General features: G+C 70.4%; 9 protein-coding genes and 2 pseudogenes. 4 read left to right on the forward strand and 7 right to left on the reverse strand.

Annotated features, from left to right (window positions below):
• Positions 1–24: 24 nt before the first annotated feature.
• Together OG395_RS04905 and OG395_RS04910 are read right to left on the reverse strand one after the other, a co-directional pair.
• Positions 25–615: a DUF6262 family protein gene (locus OG395_RS04905; RefSeq protein WP_327241759.1), complete on the reverse strand. Its 591-nt coding sequence runs from the start codon at positions 613–615 to the stop codon at positions 25–27.
• Positions 612–2,075: a tyrosine-type recombinase/integrase gene (locus OG395_RS04910; RefSeq protein WP_327241760.1), complete on the reverse strand. Its 1,464-nt coding sequence runs from the start codon at positions 2,073–2,075 to the stop codon at positions 612–614. The genes OG395_RS04905 and OG395_RS04910 overlap by 4 nt, the downstream gene beginning before the upstream one ends.
• Positions 2,076–2,192: 117 nt before the next feature.
• Between OG395_RS04910 and OG395_RS04915 the strand changes: the two genes are divergently transcribed.
• Positions 2,193–3,467 (forward strand): ISL3 family transposase, encoded by a 1,275-nt coding sequence (locus OG395_RS04915; protein ID WP_327241761.1) that lies wholly within the window; start codon positions 2,193–2,195, stop codon positions 3,465–3,467.
• Here OG395_RS04915 and OG395_RS04920 read toward each other — a convergent pair.
• From OG395_RS04920 to OG395_RS04930, 3 genes and pseudogenes are all read right to left on the reverse strand, one after another.
• Positions 3,418–4,659 carry a hypothetical protein gene (locus OG395_RS04920; RefSeq protein ID WP_327241762.1) on the reverse strand — a complete coding sequence of 414 codons (1,242 nt, stop codon included), beginning with the start codon at positions 4,657–4,659 and terminating at the stop codon, positions 3,418–3,420. The genes OG395_RS04915 and OG395_RS04920 overlap by 50 nt on opposite strands.
• Positions 4,656–5,834, reverse strand: a complete 1,179-nt coding sequence (locus OG395_RS04925) for a tyrosine-type recombinase/integrase (protein ID WP_327241763.1) — start codon at positions 5,832–5,834, stop codon at positions 4,656–4,658. The genes OG395_RS04920 and OG395_RS04925 overlap by 4 nt, the downstream gene beginning before the upstream one ends.
• 120 nt (positions 5,835–5,954) lie before the next feature.
• A pseudogene (locus OG395_RS04930) lies at positions 5,955–6,185 on the reverse strand (DUF5655 domain-containing protein); the annotation flags it as partial.
• A 272-nt stretch (positions 6,186–6,457) separates the two neighbouring features.
• Here OG395_RS04930 and OG395_RS04935 point away from each other — a divergent pair.
• Both OG395_RS04935 and OG395_RS04940 read left to right on the forward strand, forming a co-directional pair.
• Complete coding sequence (locus OG395_RS04935; RefSeq protein ID WP_327241764.1) at positions 6,458–7,681, forward strand: hypothetical protein; 1,224 nt, start codon at positions 6,458–6,460, stop codon at positions 7,679–7,681.
• 157 nt (positions 7,682–7,838) lie between these two features.
• Entirely contained in the window at positions 7,839–8,003 is a 165-nt protein-coding gene (locus tag OG395_RS04940) for a hypothetical protein (RefSeq protein ID WP_327241765.1), read from the forward strand.
• Between the two features lie 67 nt (positions 8,004–8,070).
• Here the strand turns inward: OG395_RS04940 and OG395_RS04945 are convergent.
• Positions 8,071–8,363, reverse strand: a pseudogene (locus tag OG395_RS04945) (transposase); the annotation flags it as partial.
• Between the two features lie 224 nt (positions 8,364–8,587).
• Here OG395_RS04945 and OG395_RS04950 point away from each other — a divergent pair.
• Positions 8,588–14,002 (forward strand): sacsin N-terminal ATP-binding-like domain-containing protein, encoded by a 5,415-nt coding sequence (locus tag OG395_RS04950; protein WP_327241766.1) that lies wholly within the window; start codon positions 8,588–8,590, stop codon positions 14,000–14,002.
• A 100-nt stretch (positions 14,003–14,102) separates the two neighbouring features.
• Here the strand turns inward: OG395_RS04950 and OG395_RS04955 are convergent, their stop codons facing one another.
• Positions 14,103–14,648 carry a hypothetical protein gene (locus OG395_RS04955; RefSeq protein WP_327241767.1) on the reverse strand — a complete coding sequence of 182 codons (546 nt, stop codon included), beginning with the start codon at positions 14,646–14,648 and terminating at the stop codon, positions 14,103–14,105.
• Positions 14,649–14,810 lie beyond the last annotated feature (162 nt).

Consider the following 14,810-nt stretch of genomic DNA (forward strand, 5'->3'; position numbering starts at 1 on the left):
GGCGAGGTGCTGTGGAGCCATGGGTCATGGCGGGCCTTGGGCGTGTTCGGTGAGCTGGACCTCGAGGTCGGCGACGCGGCGGTCTTGGAAGCGGAGGTTCGAGCGGGCGGCCTTGAGTCGTTCGTCGAGGGTGCGGTTGTCGGTGGTGAGCTGGCGGACGCGCTGTTTGAGGGTGGTGTTCTCGGTGGTGATCCGCTGGATGGTGCCCTCGGTCCACTCAGCTTGCAAGTCGCTTATCTGACCGAGGAGTTCGCCGATCCGGGTGCGTTGGGTGAGGATCTCGGTGTGGGCGGTCTTGAGGGCGTCCTCGGCGTTCAGGGCGCGTTCGCGCCAGGTCGCCTCGCGTTCGTCGTCCTGTTCAGCGAGCGTGCGGGATTGGAGTTCGCCGGGCTGCGTCATCGCTGCGGCGACCGCGGCTCTGGCCTCGACGTTGTCGTAGAGGAAGGTGCGTGAGACGTCCGCTCGGCGGGCGAGGGCGGCGACACTGACCTGGGCTTTCTCGCGTCGGAGCCGGGCGATGGCCTGGTGGACGCGCTCAAGGGCGGCTTCGGTCTTGCGGCGGCGGGCGGCCAGGGCCGCCGCGGTGCGGGGTTCGGTGACGGTGGCGGTGTTCATGCAGCTTCCTGTTCGGGGTCGTCTCCCTCAGCTGTGCACGTATCGCTGTACACGTCCGGCTCGTCGCTGCCCGCGTCGGCGAGGTCGACGGCGCGGAAAGCGGTGGACCACACGCGGTGGAAGTAGTCCTGGGGTTTGCGCAGGTCCAGGGCCAGGGCGTCGTCGAGAAGACCGAGGCCGGCCAGGGCCTTCTCCAGGCCGTCGATGGCGCGGGCAGTGGGCTCGAAGTAGCGGTGGAGGTAGTCGGCGGTGGCGTCGTCGGGGGCGCCTTCGGCCAGCAGCCGCCACTGCTCGCGCTTGCGCCGCCAGTAGAGCAGGTCGGCGCCGGACAGGACGAACTTGTCGCAGTTGTGGCAGTCGAGGCTGAAGGGGCAGGCATCGCCGTCGACGACGGGCTGGAAGGTGCAGAAGCCTCCCTCGGCGGGGGTGCTGCGGCGGGACAGGTCGATGGCCAGGGCCTGGGCCTGTTCGCGAGTGAGCGGGGTGGTGTCGCTGGTGAGGAGTTCGCCCGGGTCGGCGGTGCCGGGCCCGGCGACCCACACATGCTGGAGGACGTTCTCCAGGTCCGCGCTGGTCAGGTGGACGTAGTGCTCGGCCATGCGGTCGGAGACCTGGCCGAGGTAGCGGCGGATGTGCGTCAGGCTCGCGCCGTGCCGCAGCAGCCGGGTGGCCAGGGTGTGCCGGGCCTGGTGGGCGACGTAGTGACCGCCGAGGTCAAGATCGGCGAGCCAGCTGCGGAATCCGGTGTGGAACCAGGTGTAGGACAAAGCGCGGTGACCGTCGGGGTTGAGGATGTCGGTGGGGAACAAGGCCAGATCGGCGCGCTCGGCAGCAGTGGGCGGGCGGCCGGCGTGCCGGTCGGCAAACCGGGACAGGGTCTTGCGGCGGCGTTCTTCGAGTCGGTCCAGAAGCGGGTCGGGGATGCGGACGGCCGCGTTCAGGTTGCCGACCTTGGTCTGGTCGTGCCAGAGCAGGGGCAGCCTGCCGTAGCGGCCGACGCAGTCCAGGCGGAGCTGGATGACCTCGCCGGCGCGTCGGCCGGTGACGATGATGGTCTCCCACATGTCCCTCAGGCCGCGGTCGTGCGGGTCGTAGCCGTCGGCGAGTTGCTGCAGGTTGGCCTCGTCCGCAAGCGCCCGGGCGACTTCGTCGGGGAAGGGGTTGCGGCTGCGGGGCGTGCCTGGGCCGCCGACCGGCATGGCGGCGATGAAGGTGCGGTCCAGGCCGATTCTCTCGGCGCTGCCGCTGTCCAGCGCGCCGCGCAGCAGGGCCCGGCCGTAGTTGAACACCATCCGGCGCGCGTTCTCGGTGACCTTCGCCTTCTTGCCGTCCAGGCGGGCCTGGCCGCGGAAGGCCAGGCCGAGACGTTCGCGGTTGCGCAGGTCCGCGACGAAACGGTGGACGTGCTCTCCGCGCAGCACGGACGGGTCGTGGCCGCCACCCGGCGCCTCCGCCTCCAAAAACGGGCTCTCCTGTCGCTTCCGTGGGTCGCTGACCAGGGCTGATACGCAGAACACGCCGTAGCCCGGCTACGTTTCGACTTGCGACAGTACGAAACGGAAGAACCTGGATACGGCGTGCGATCTGCAAGCATATGGACTCGGCTGCTCGGAGTCGAACACACGGTGGTCGCGTCGGTCGAGGCCGAGGAGGGCAACGGCGCGGAGGCGGGCCCCTGGGATGTGGTGATCGTGGCCCATGCCCGCCCGGCGAAGAGGCGGCGGCAGCGGTGCGGGGTCTGCGGTCGCCGGTGCGCCCGGTTCGACAACGGCGAGGGCCGCCGGCGCTGGCGTGCCCTGGACCTGGGGGTGGTCCGGGCGTTCATCGAGGCCGACGCGCCGCGGGTATCCTGTCCCCAGCACGGTGTGGTCGTCGCCCACGTGCCCTGGGCCCGCCACGGTGCCGGGCACACCCTGGCCTTCGACGACACGGTGGCCTGGCTGGCCACGCACTGCTCGAAGACCACGGTGGTCCAACTGCTGAGGATCGGCTGGCGCACGGTCGGCGGCATCTGCGCCCGCGTGTGGTCGGACGTCGAACAGCGCGTGGACCTGCTCGCGGGCCTTACCCGGGTCGGCATCGACGAGATCTCCTACAAGCGGCACCACAAGTACCTGACCGTGGTGGTCGACCACGACAGCGGCCGGCTCGTGTGGGCGGCGGCCGGCCGGGACAAGGAGACACTGCGGTCCTTCTTCGACCTGCTCGGACCTGAACGCTCCGCGAAGATCACCCACGTGTCCGCGGATGCCGCCGACTGGATAGCGAAGGTAGTCGCCGAGCGCTGCCCGCAGGCGGTGCGGGTGATGGACCCGTTCCACGTCGTGCAGTGGGCCACCGACGCCCTGGACACCGTGCGCCGCGAGGTCTGGAACGCCGAGCGCGGCGGCAAGGGCCGCGCCACCCCGGGCTCGAAGTCACTGAAGAAGGCCCGCTGGGCCCTGTGGAAACGCCCTGAGGACCTCACCGAACACCAGCGCGCGCAACTGGAGTTCATCGCGAAAGCCCACCCCGTCCTGCACCGCGCATACCTGCTCAAGGAGGCCCTTCGCCTGGCGTTGAAGTCCGGCCCCGACACCCCCGAGGCCCTCCTCGACTGGGTGTCTTGGGCCCGCCGCTCCCGACTGGAGCCCTTCGTCAAGCTGCAACGGGCCATCGTCAAGCACTGGGACGCCATCACGGCGGCAGCCGAGCACTCCATGAGCAACGGGATCGTGGAGAGCATCAACACCAAGATCCGCCTGATCACCCGCATGGCCTTCGGCTTCAAGGACCCCGCAGCGCTCATCGCACTGGCCATGCTCAGCCTCGGCGGCCACCGACCCCACCTACCAGGGCGTCAAGCTGCATGAACCTACCCACGGAAGCGACAGGAGAGCCCAAAAACGCGGACAGCTCGGCGCCCGCGCGGCGCACGAAGTCCACCGGCTGGGCGCTGCGCGGGCAGGTGGGCGAGCGCAGCACGTCGGCGATGTGATCCCACAAGAGATCGCGCAGCCACCGCTGGGTGATGCAGGTCAGGTCGACGTAGCTGGAGCGGTGGGGAAAGCGCACCCCGAAGTGCTCGGTCTCGATATAGCCGGCGTCCCGGGTGTCGGAGGGGGTGAAGTAGATCTTCCGCAGGGCCTGTTGCATCTCCTGGACCATGCGCTGGTGATAGGCGCGGCGGAAGACGGACGCATCCAGGCCGGCCAGGGACGCCACGTCGTGGCGCTGGCACTCGTCCGCGAGCGACTGCACCCACGTCAGGTGCCACACGGCGACGGGCTGCAGGCCGTGGACATACATGCCCCACTGCACCTCCGCCCTCAGCAAGGGCCGCAGCCCGCGCAGGTTAACCGTGCCAGTGCGGTGCACCGGCAGCTGGGAGCGGCACCAGGCACGGAAGGCGACTTCGTCCTCGCAGGTCACCGGGACAGGACGATCACCGCGCTCGTAGGTGGCGAAGAAGTTCTTCGGCAGCGTCGCCCCGCCCGGCCGCGCGGCCCGGATGTAGCCGCGCTCGTGCGCGCCGCACAACCCCAGCGGCGAGGCGGCCAGTTCGTCGCACACGTCCGCTCGGCACTCACCGTAGCCCGGCAGCGACGGCTGGTCGGCCAGCCACCGTTCGAACTCCGCCTCGCCCCCGCCGGGGTGCCGTTTCAAGTGGCCAAGCCACCGGTTGCGGTGCCGGAAGCACAGCACCAGCTGCAGGCTGAACGCCGGAAGCTGCGGGCAGATCCGGCACATCATCGCCTCCGGCATCTCCGTGGCCGACAGCGGCTCCGCGGTTCGCAGGAACAGAGCCCGGTTCATGCCGCGCGCCTCCGCCTCCTGCCACTGCTCGGCGTGCACCGAGCACATCGCGTAGCGCCGCCAGCGGGGCCGCGCGCAGTCGACGACCGTGCAGCTCCACGGATAGACCGGATGCGACGGCGGGATCTTCAACACCCCGCCGCGCAGCACCGGGTCGAAGTCGGGCCCGTTGAGCAGCGCGGTGAGCACCTCCAGCCGGTCCCGCTGCGTGCGGGCATCCTGCTGCCGCAGCAGCGACGGCGTTGTCACTTCGTCCCACCCCAGACCGTGCGCAGGGCGGCGTCGAAGACCGGGTCGTGGACATCGACGTGTCCGTAGACCTCATCCACCATCGCCGCCGACGCCCAGCCGCCGGCGTCCCGGGCGATCAACACGTTGCCGTCGGCGGCGTCGAGAACCGCGGAAGTAAACGAGTGCCGAAAGGCATGGGGCTTCACCAGCCCCAGACCAGCGCGCTTCCCGGCCCGGCCGAGCATCCGCCGGGCCCCGACCGGCGCCCACGGCTGTCCGGTATCGGCGCCGTGCAACTGGACCAGGAGCATGCCGTGCCCGGCGCCGCGAGGGTACTCGGTGGTGACGCATTCGAAGTAGGTGTGCACCATCGCTGGGCTGACCCGTTTGATCAGCCCGCCGATCACGATGCCGTGCTCGACCCGCCAGGGGTGCTTGCTCTTGGCCTCGGCCCGGTTCGGATTATCGGGCCGGTGGCAAACATGCAGGTGAGGGGCGCGGCACTCGCCGCAGGCCGCGTTCTCGCGCAGGTGCAGGTCGACCAGGTGCAGGCCGCAGAGCTCTCCGATGCGAAGCCCGCCGTCGGCGAGCCAGGTGACAACCAGCCGGTCCCGGGCGGCGTTCACCGTCTCCAGCAGCCTCTCCCGAGCGCCGTCCGGCAGCATCTTCGGATGCCGGCGGTGCGGCCCCTTCGGCGCCAGCGGATTGGTGGGCAGCGACGACTTCACGTGCCCGAGGAACGAACGGCGCCGGTCCACCCGCGACGGCAGCCGCGACTTATCGAGCCTCCTGCCGAGCTCCCCGTTCACGCCGAGGGAGGACTGATGCAGGTAGAAGCCCTTCAGACAAGCCGCCGCGATCGACAACGCGGAGCGGCCATAGGGGCGCTTTCCGACCCGCCACGGCTCGCCGAGCGGCATGCGGACCTCGGCGCCGACCATGCCCATATACCGTTCCAGGTCCCGCAGTTGGACTGCGGCGAAGGCCAGGCACTCCCGCTCCAGCCACCGCAGATGGTCCACCAGCAGATACGCGTACGTCCTCTGCGTTCCCGAACCATCATGCAGACGCAGGAACCGGTCCGCCTCCGTGTGCACCGTCCCCTCGGGCCACACGATCGTCCACGACCGCCGCCCGTCCTTCCGCTCGATCTGCTGGACCCTCAGGTCCCCGACCACCACGTGCCGTGCCACTCGTCCTCCATACCGACTCCAGAACATGACAGACGTCCCGGACACGGTCGGTAAACAAGCCAGGGACGTGCTGGTCACAGTCCCAGACGGACATCACGGGCAGGACTACCTGCGGTCGGTAAACTCGATGATGACTGGCGATCCGTTCTCGTCCAGCCCGAGCGAATCGATCCGGCCCCCGTGCAACGGCCCGGTGCTGTACTCGCTCGCCAGAAACCGGACACCCAGCAGCGTCTCCATGTGCGCCTCGACGAGTCCCTGCACATCTGCCTCGACCTCAGCAAGACGCGGCGTGACCTCAGTCACGCCGCTATTCGTCGTATCCGTGCGGAACAGCTTCAGACCCGACACCTTCCCCTCCTCGGCTCGGAGATCACCAACGCCGATGAGGTGCGGGAGTGTTTCCGCGAGAGGCTACGGAGGCGTGAAGATAGGTGAGGCCCTGCGTACGGCCCGGCCGGAGAACGCTCGCGTCCCCCGGCCACCGGGAATCTACGATTCCCCCATGCGTCCCCCGCGCCCCGGGGGACAGCGCCCGGAAGCGTTTACGCAGGTCAGCCCCGATTGTCAGAACCTCCCCGTAGCCTTGTGAGTCCTACTCGTGGCGGCTGCGGGGAGTACCAATGGACGACGACCTTCAGATCGACAGCGACGAAGACCTCTTCCGTAACCCCGTCTACTACGAACCGGCCGGCCGCAACCTCGACCTGGACCGCTCCGACCTCGGTGTCCCGCAAGGCCAAGACCTCCTGAACGTGCTCCTGCGCATGCGCGGACGTGTCCCCGTCGAAAAGCGCGGGCTCATCTGCCCCGACTGCCGGGACCTCCGCGGCCGACGCGTCCCCATGTACCTCGTCCAGCGTGACGGTGTATGGCTTGCCTCCCACTACCGGAAACCCGGGGAGAAGCCCATCAGCCACGAGTCCGACGAGCACCTCGCCCGCAAGGAACGCGTCGCGAAGGACTCCGAAGATCACGGCTTCCACGCCGACATCGAGTCGCAGACCGCCGACGGGCACGCGCGCCTCGATGTACGCATCAACGGCGCCAACGGCATCGTCCTGGGCTACGAGCCTCAGCTGAGCGCCCCGACAGCCCGCGGAATGCGTGCACGGGAGGGGTTCCGACGCCGCGGCGGTATTCAGTCGGTCTGGGACTTCGTCGGCCCCGACCACGCAGGTATCGGCACCGTCCCTTACGTCCGCACGCCCAACCTGCCGGCCTCCGTCATTCGCGTGCAGAAGAACCCCATCGCGGTCCAGGACGGCAACTTCGTCCTGGAGGAGGGCCAGTGCAGCCAAAACGGCGCGCTCACCCGGTGCCCGGAGAAGCCCTACGACCCGGATAACCCCACCGACTCCGGGTACTGCGGGGGGTGGCACCGCGTCCTCATGCCCGCCCATCAGTCGAGCACCTTCACAGGGGAAGGCGGCCTGACCCTAACCCGGTTCATCGTGGAAGCTGCGGCCGGTGAGCGGATCCCCTTCCAGCGGGGCGGCCACCACGGTTGGCTCCCCGCACAGCAGTGGCAGCAGTACCTCGAGGCGAACGGGCCCGCCCTGGACGACAAGGAGCGCCAGCCATCCGTACGACAGGGGGACCGGCGCGACAGGTGCACCGAGGACCGTCCGGCTTCAGAGGTGCGGGCTGAACCGAAGCAGAGACGTGGCAGCCGCGCGATCGTCCTTGAGTCCCGACCGCGGGAAACCGAGGCTGCCAGGGTTCCGGTCGACGCGTCGGGTCAAGCGATCCCGCTCTGCCGCTTCGGCTGCGGTCAGCCCGCAAGCCTTCCAGGACCCGAAGGGCTGCCAGAGCACTTCTCGTGCCGCAGGAAGCATGAGGCGTGATCTATCGGCCACCGCTGACCGCCCCTCGCTGCGTCACCTGGTGCCAGAGCCCCCTGCCCGGTTCGGGTGGGAGGTGTCGTGTTTCCGCCCGACACGTCAGTCCCCAGTGCCACAGTGGGCGCAGCACACCCAGCACCCCTTTTTCGAGGAGCCGACCGTGTCCCAGAGCACCACCTTCCGCACCAGCACCAAGCAGGACACCCTCGCCGACCACATTGTGGAGTTCCTCAGCCGGGTCTCCCGCGCACTCCGGAACTTGGCCGACTCGGCTGACCACGCGGCGAAGATGGTGCGGAAAGCGGACGCGGCACGGCGAAGCTGAACCGGCACACCTAGGTAGGCCAGCAGACGTGCTTTCCGTGGCTAGCTAGGCCCGGCCGAAGGCGTGGCAGGCGGCCGTCGGCTGCCCGGGGCAACGGCACCCCGACCAGAGCCCGACGCAGCCGAGCGACATCGATCCGGCCCTGGTTCAGTTCGGAGTAGAGGGCACCGTGTCCACGCCGGTGCTCGGGGGCGAGGGCCAGGTCCACGAGCGTGCGGACCGGACCGTCCGTGCACAGCAACGCGTCGCACAGCTCGAACAGGGCATCGCCGCGCGAAGCAGGCAGGAGTACAACTCGGTCCGGAATGCCGTCACCGCTGCGAACGCGTCCCGTTGAACCCCGTGCTCAACCCGTTCCACGGTCTGGCCTTTACGCGCCGCGCCGGCCTCTCCTCGCAGGATCAGGCCCCGGCCTCACGGACACGCCGTGAACAGGGGAACCCTTGAACAAATTCGAGCCCGTTCGACGGCGGTCCAAAACGTCAAGCTCAGCTCCGAGCCGCGCTCCACACGGTGGTCCTCGCGCCCCCCGATGTCAGTGCGGCGGGATACCGTCCTCATCACGCTGAGGTGAGGGGAGAACCATGGCGAGGAACGCCCGGGCCGAGCAGCTGCGGGAGTACGGCCGGTCCGTGCTGGAGGGGGCCCGGTCGGAGCAAGTCCTGCGCATGGCACGGCAGGTGAACGCCGTGTCGTACACGAGCGCGCGGGAGTACGCCGGCCGCTCGCTCTTCGAGTTGCTGCAGAACGGCTACGACGCGCATCCGAGGAACCGCCGCGGCGGACGGGTCCATGTCCTGCTGGACGAGGCGGAGGGCGAGTGGGGGACGTTGTACGTCGCCAATGGCGGCACGCCCTTCACCTGGCGGGACGTCGAGCGGGTCTGTGAGCTCGCGCAGAGCTCGAAGGAGGTCGGAGAGGGCATCGGGAACAAGGGCGTCGGGTTCCGCAGCATCCTGCTGATCAGCGACGCGCCCGAGATCTACAGCGCGGACCCTGACAGCCCGCTCGGCCCGGAAATGGACGGGTACTGCTTCCGCTTCGCGCAGAAGGACGACGTGGAGGAGTTCCTCGCCGGTGAGGATAACGCCCACGAGGTTGCCGCCAAGTATCCGCCGCTCCAGGCACCCCTGCCGCTGGACGATGTGCCCGCGACCTGTCGGCAGCTCGCCGCCCAGGGGTATGTAACCATCGTTCGGCTGCCCTTGCTGAGCGAGGCTGCCCGGGCCGAGGTCCGGCTGCGGATGCGCGAGCTCGCGGAGGCGAAGGTACCCGTGATGCTGTTCCTCGACCGGCTCGCTGGCCTGACGCTGGAACGGCGGGCCGCCGACGGCGAGTTGGACGACCGCGACGAGGCGCACGAGCGGCACGAGCTGACCCGCTCCGAGGAGCGCTTCGCGGTGGCGCAGGACGGCGCCGGGCACGGACTCCCCGTCTCCTGCGCGACCGTGGACCTGGGGCCGTCCGGCACCTTTCTCATAGCCCGGGGCACCGTGGAGAAGGAACGGCTGAACAGCACGCTCGCCGAGGCCGTGGGTTCAGGGCTCCTCGACGACACGTGGCAGGAGTGGAAGCGGTCCGCCGTCGTCGAGGTCGCGCTCCCGCTGCCCGCCCCGCGCCGACCGCGACGCGGGCAGATCTACACCTTCCTGCCAATGGGCGAGGACCAGGCCGCGCCGTTCCCGGGGCACGTAAACGCCCCGTTCTTCACCAAGTTCGACCGCACCGGGCTCCCCTCCGACAACCCCCTCAACGTGCTGCTGCTCGACGTGGTCGCCGAGACCTGTCTGGCGGCCGCCGCGGTACTGCGTACCGTGCCCGAACCCTCCATGCGGCAGCTGGCCGTGGACCTGGTGAGCTGGGAGAGTGAGAAGGGCTCGGCGGGGCGGCTCCGCGCGGCGGCCCTGCGCGTGCACGGGAGCGAACTCGCCGACGTACCGCTCTCGCCCGTCCTCACCGCGGACGGCGCCCCGCCGGAGGCGGGCTGGGCCCCGCCCCGGGGCGCGGTCCTGTGGCCGGACCTCGACCTGACCGTCCTCACGGCGCACCGCGCGCACGAGGCCGGGATCGTGGTGGCGGACCCCGGGATCGGCGGCGACCGGCTGAAGCGGCTGGCCACCCTGTGCAAGGCCCTCGCGTGCCCGTGGGAGCCGGGCCCGGAGATCCTCGCCGAGTACGTGGAACGGATCGTCGGGGGCCTTCCCCTCCCCCGGTCCGGTGAGTCCCCCGAGCAGTGGAGCGCGCTGTACGAGGACCTGGCCGCCCTCTTCGAGGACGACGGGCACGTCCTGCACGGCAGGCAGTTGCTGCTCGCGGAGGACTGCACACTGCGGCACGCCAACCGTCCACTCGACAGGGCGGGTACGGGCACAAGCACGCGTACACAGGGCAAGCCGAGCGGTCAGGGTGTCCGCCGTGAGGCGTTCTTCCAGCCGGTGCGTACGGAGGCGAACCAGACCGAGGCCCCGTCCGTCCCCCTCCTGCTCGGCAAGCGGTTGTTCTCCCTACACCCGGGGCTGGTCTGGAAGGACCGCGGCGAGCGTACGCGCGGGCGGGCCGCCCGCGCCTTCCTCGAGCAGGAGGGGCTCGTCCGGCCGTACGACACGAGGGGCTTGCTGGACCACGTACGGCAGGCGCTCAGCGCGAGCACCGATCTCCGGCTGCGGCTCCAGGCCCTGCGGTTCGTCTTCCGGCTGTGGCAGCCGCGGCGTTCGCTGGGCGGGACGGAGATCTCCTCACTCGGACTGTACGTACCGTCGGCGGACGGCCAGCTGATCAGGGCGAGCGACGCCGTCTTCGGCCGGGGCTGGGGCCGCGCGTCCGTCGGTGAGGACCTGGCGGCGGTGGTCGCCGCCGGGCAGGACGTGTCGAAGAGCCTCAAGGCGATCGCTGGACGCCTCCTTGCCGCGCCCGAGGAGTTCGCCAAGCGGGGCGAGACCGAGGGGTGGCGGGCGTTCCTGCTGGAGGCTGGGGTGGCCGACGGGCTGGTCCCGGTCAGGTCCTCCGACGCCTTGAGCTGGGTAGAGCAAGGCCGGGAGCTCAGCGCTCGGCAGCTGGTCCGCATGGCGAAGGTGTCTGCCGAGGTGCGGGAGCAGTGGGAGCCGTACGTCCACTGGCCCGGTGTCTACTACCCCCGGACGCCGTACCGGGGAACCCCCGCCTGGCGGCTCCCCGGCCAGGACGTCGTCGGACGCCTCGGGCAGGAGGCCCGGCTGGCGTACGCACGGCTTGTCCTGCATGGCCTGGCCAGCTGGGAGGACGCGAGGTTCGCCAGCGTCTGGACCAGTGCCGGCAGCCAGAGTTCCCCGGACAGGGAACGGGTCCCGACCCCGCTGGGCGCCTTCGTCCGGGAGCAGCCGTGGCTCCCGGTGCGGGGCCGCGACCGGGCCGTCCGGTTCGTCCGGCCGGCCGACGCCTGGCACTGCCCGCCCGGGCTGGAGGAGGAGCCCTCGTACGCGCCGACCGTCGACCATCGGCTGCGCCACCTTCTGGAACCCGGGAAGGCGGGCGACCGCCTGCGGGAAATGCGGCTGCCGACCTGGGACGACCCGCGGGACAGCGCCCGCCTCATCGCCGCGCTGGGACGGCTTGCGGCGGAGGGCGCGCTGGGGGCCGAGGACAGGCCCGCCGCGCAGCGCGCCAACGAACGCGCCTGGAGGCACCTCGTACGGCGTCCCCGTCCCGCACTGCCCGAGGGCGCCAGTCTGCTCGCTGAGTCCGGGGACCGGCTGATCAGCGTACCGCTGTCCGCCCTGGACGGCGGGGAGAGCGATGGCGATGGTGATGCCGGGGCCGTGCTCTACGTCAGCGGTGAACGGGACGGCCTGACGGCCCTGCTGGTACGGGAGATGGCGCGCCCCCTGCTCACCCTTCCCGGTGTCTCGGCGGAGGCCGCCGAGCTGCTGGCGGCCGAACACCCCGCCACCGTCCGGCACACGGACGACCTGATGTTCACGGTGACCGTGGACGGCGCACGGGTGGACCCCGCGGCCATGGGAGAGCCACTGGTTCAGCAGCTGCCCTGGCTCACGCTGGCCGTGGGCGTCCTCTGCGACCACCTGGCGCGCGGCCCCCGGGCGAGCGAGGCCGAGCTGAGCGAGCTGACGTCCCTGGTCCGGAGCGTACGTCTGCACCGCTACCGCTCCTGGAACATCGAACTCGACGGCCAGCCCGTGACGTTGCCGGGCCGCCTCGGCGGAGTGCTGCCGCTGCCCGATCCGAAGCATCCGCTCGTCCTCACCCCGGCAGGCGAGCCGGGCTGGCCCGAGACCACCCGCATCGTGGTGGCGGTCGCCGAGCTGCTGGGACGGCGGGAGTTCAGCGACCGGCTGCGCCTCGCCGCCCACCAGCTCGCCTCCCGCCACGCCGACCTGCGCGACCCTGGCCAGGAGGAGCTCGCCGACGCCCTGGAAGTCACAGTCCACCAGGTCGAGGAGACGAGCCGCCGGATCGACGGGGCCATCAGCGTGGTCCTGGAGCGCTGCCGGCCCTTCCTCGTCCACCTGCTCGGCACGGAGACGACGAACTCGCTGTTCCTGCCGCCGCCGGGCGACACCCGGGAGTTCCAGACTCACCTCGAGGAGTACGCCGCCGAGCTCCCGGTCCCCGTATCCGAGTTCATCACCAGAGCCCGCGCGGCCCGCGGTACGGACGAGCTGCGGCGCGACCTGGGCATCGGATTCGCCGAGCTGAACGTCACCCTGCGCGCGATGAGCCCGCCCCTGAACCCGGTCAGCCACGCCGCCGAGCACGAGGAGGCGCTCCGCACCTATTTGGACCTGCGCAAGAAGGAGCTCGTCAACCGGCTGCGCTGGGCGGTGCTGGAGGACTTCGACGCGCGCCGTCCGATGCCCGACTGGCCCTCGGTCCGGGCCCTGGACTGGATCACCGCGCCGGAAGCATGGGAGTACACCGTGGACACGGCCGACACGAAGAGCCTGGAGGCGCACGTGGAGGAGCAGCTGGCCCTGCGTCTGGGCCGCCCGGTGCCGCTGCCCCGGTCGGGCGAACGCCTGCCCGCCCCTGACCAGGTACGCGGCGCGAACCTCCGTACGATCACCGGCCTGGCTGCCGAACTCGCGGTCCTGGTCAGGGCGGCGGGACACCCGTTGCCCGCGGCCCTGACCGGAGGCGAGCCCGCCGAGGAGGTCACCGCGCGGCTGGAGGCTGCGGGCGCGCTGGACTTTCGACCTCTGTCCCCCGCCGACGTCGTCGGCTGGCTGGCGGCCCTCGGCCAGTGGCCCGACGGGATGGCGGTGGCGACGGATCCCGAGCGGCACGGGCTGTCCGATGCCGACCTGGAACGGGTGCGCAACGCGGCGGAACACGAGCGCCGCGAACGGGAGCGCAAACGGCGGTCAATCTCCGTCGGCGGCCGCGACTTCGAGGTGTCCTCCGGCGACTTCACCGCCCTCACCCGCGAACTTGACCGGGTCCTGCAGAGCGGCTCGGCGCCGGGCATCACCGCCGCCGGGCCGCTCCGCTTCACGGACCCCCGTCCCCAGACCGGGCGCACCCAGGCCACCGGCCGCACGCGTGGGCGGCGGTACGGGGGCGGCATGGACAGCGGGCTGACCACGGCCCAGCGGGAGGCCATCGGGTACGTGGGCGAGTGGTACGCGTACCAGTGGCTGTGTGCGCGCTACCCGGACCGCATGGACGAGACCGGCTGGGTGTCGGGCAACCGCCGCAAAGCCTTCCCCGGCCCGTCCGGCGACGACGGCCTCGGCTTCGACTTCCGGGTCGGCTCCGGCAGTCGGCCCTACCTGTACGAGGTGAAGGCGACCGGGGGCGAAGGCGGCCGCTTCGAACTGGGAGAAAGCGAGGTCCGCGCGGCCCGCCAGCACGCGGGCAACGACCGCTGGCGCCTCCTGGTGGTCACACACGTCCTCGCCCCTCACAAGATGGCCATCCAGATGCTCCCCAACCCCTACGGAAAGCGCGGCCGGGGCCGCTACCGCGAGGAGGGCGGGGCACTGCGCTTCTCGTACCTGCTGTGACCTTGACGTTCAACTCCAGCGCGAGATGAGTCGGGGTTGAACGTCAAGTTCAACGAGCTCGTGCACGGTTGGCGGCGAGACGTCGGGCCTGGATGGTTGATCATGGTCGGGTGGTGGGGAACTCGACGCGTGCGGTGATCATCAGCAATCGGCGGATCACGGGCCTAGGCATCAGGAGCCGCTCCTCCATGTCTCTGAGCGCGGCGACGATCGGATGAGGAGAAGTAAGCCGCGCGGGAACCGGAACCACCGAGGCGTCACCCGCCGGCTTCCGGCTCCGCGAGTTGGGGTGTGATCCCTCTGCGAGGTATAGCTTCCACCCACTTGCCCCGGGGCGGACCTTCTCGATGCGTTTGCCGGGAGGTTCCAGTCCGTGCCGCTTCGCATAGTCGATGACCTTCCGCCACTCGGCGAACTGGTTGTCATCGGCGACACGGACACGCTCCTCGGTGAGAAGCCGTTCGACCAACTCGGTCGCCTTGGCTCGTCGCGCACGAGCGACGAGCCGTTCGGCGTAGGGCACGGAGCTACGCCTGCGCCCAGCATGTCCGCCGGATGCCGCCTGGTCGCCCCCTTCAGTCGGCGTCAACCCCTCAGGACGATGACCATGTCGAAGGTAGTAGAGGCCGTACTCGGTGACCTCCACACGAGCGCTTCCCTGCCACTCCGACTGCCCCCTAACAACCCTCGATCACGCAAGGCATAAGCCGACCGCCAATCCCCCGGCGCCCAGGCTGCGGGATGCTCCTCACCGGCTGCGAGCCGTTCGAGCAGTGCGCGTTGCCGTTCATTCGGGTCAGACCGTCGA

Source organism: Streptomyces sp. NBC_01320, assembly GCF_035974375.1.
GTDB lineage: Bacteria > Actinomycetota > Actinomycetes > Streptomycetales > Streptomycetaceae > Streptomyces > Streptomyces yanii.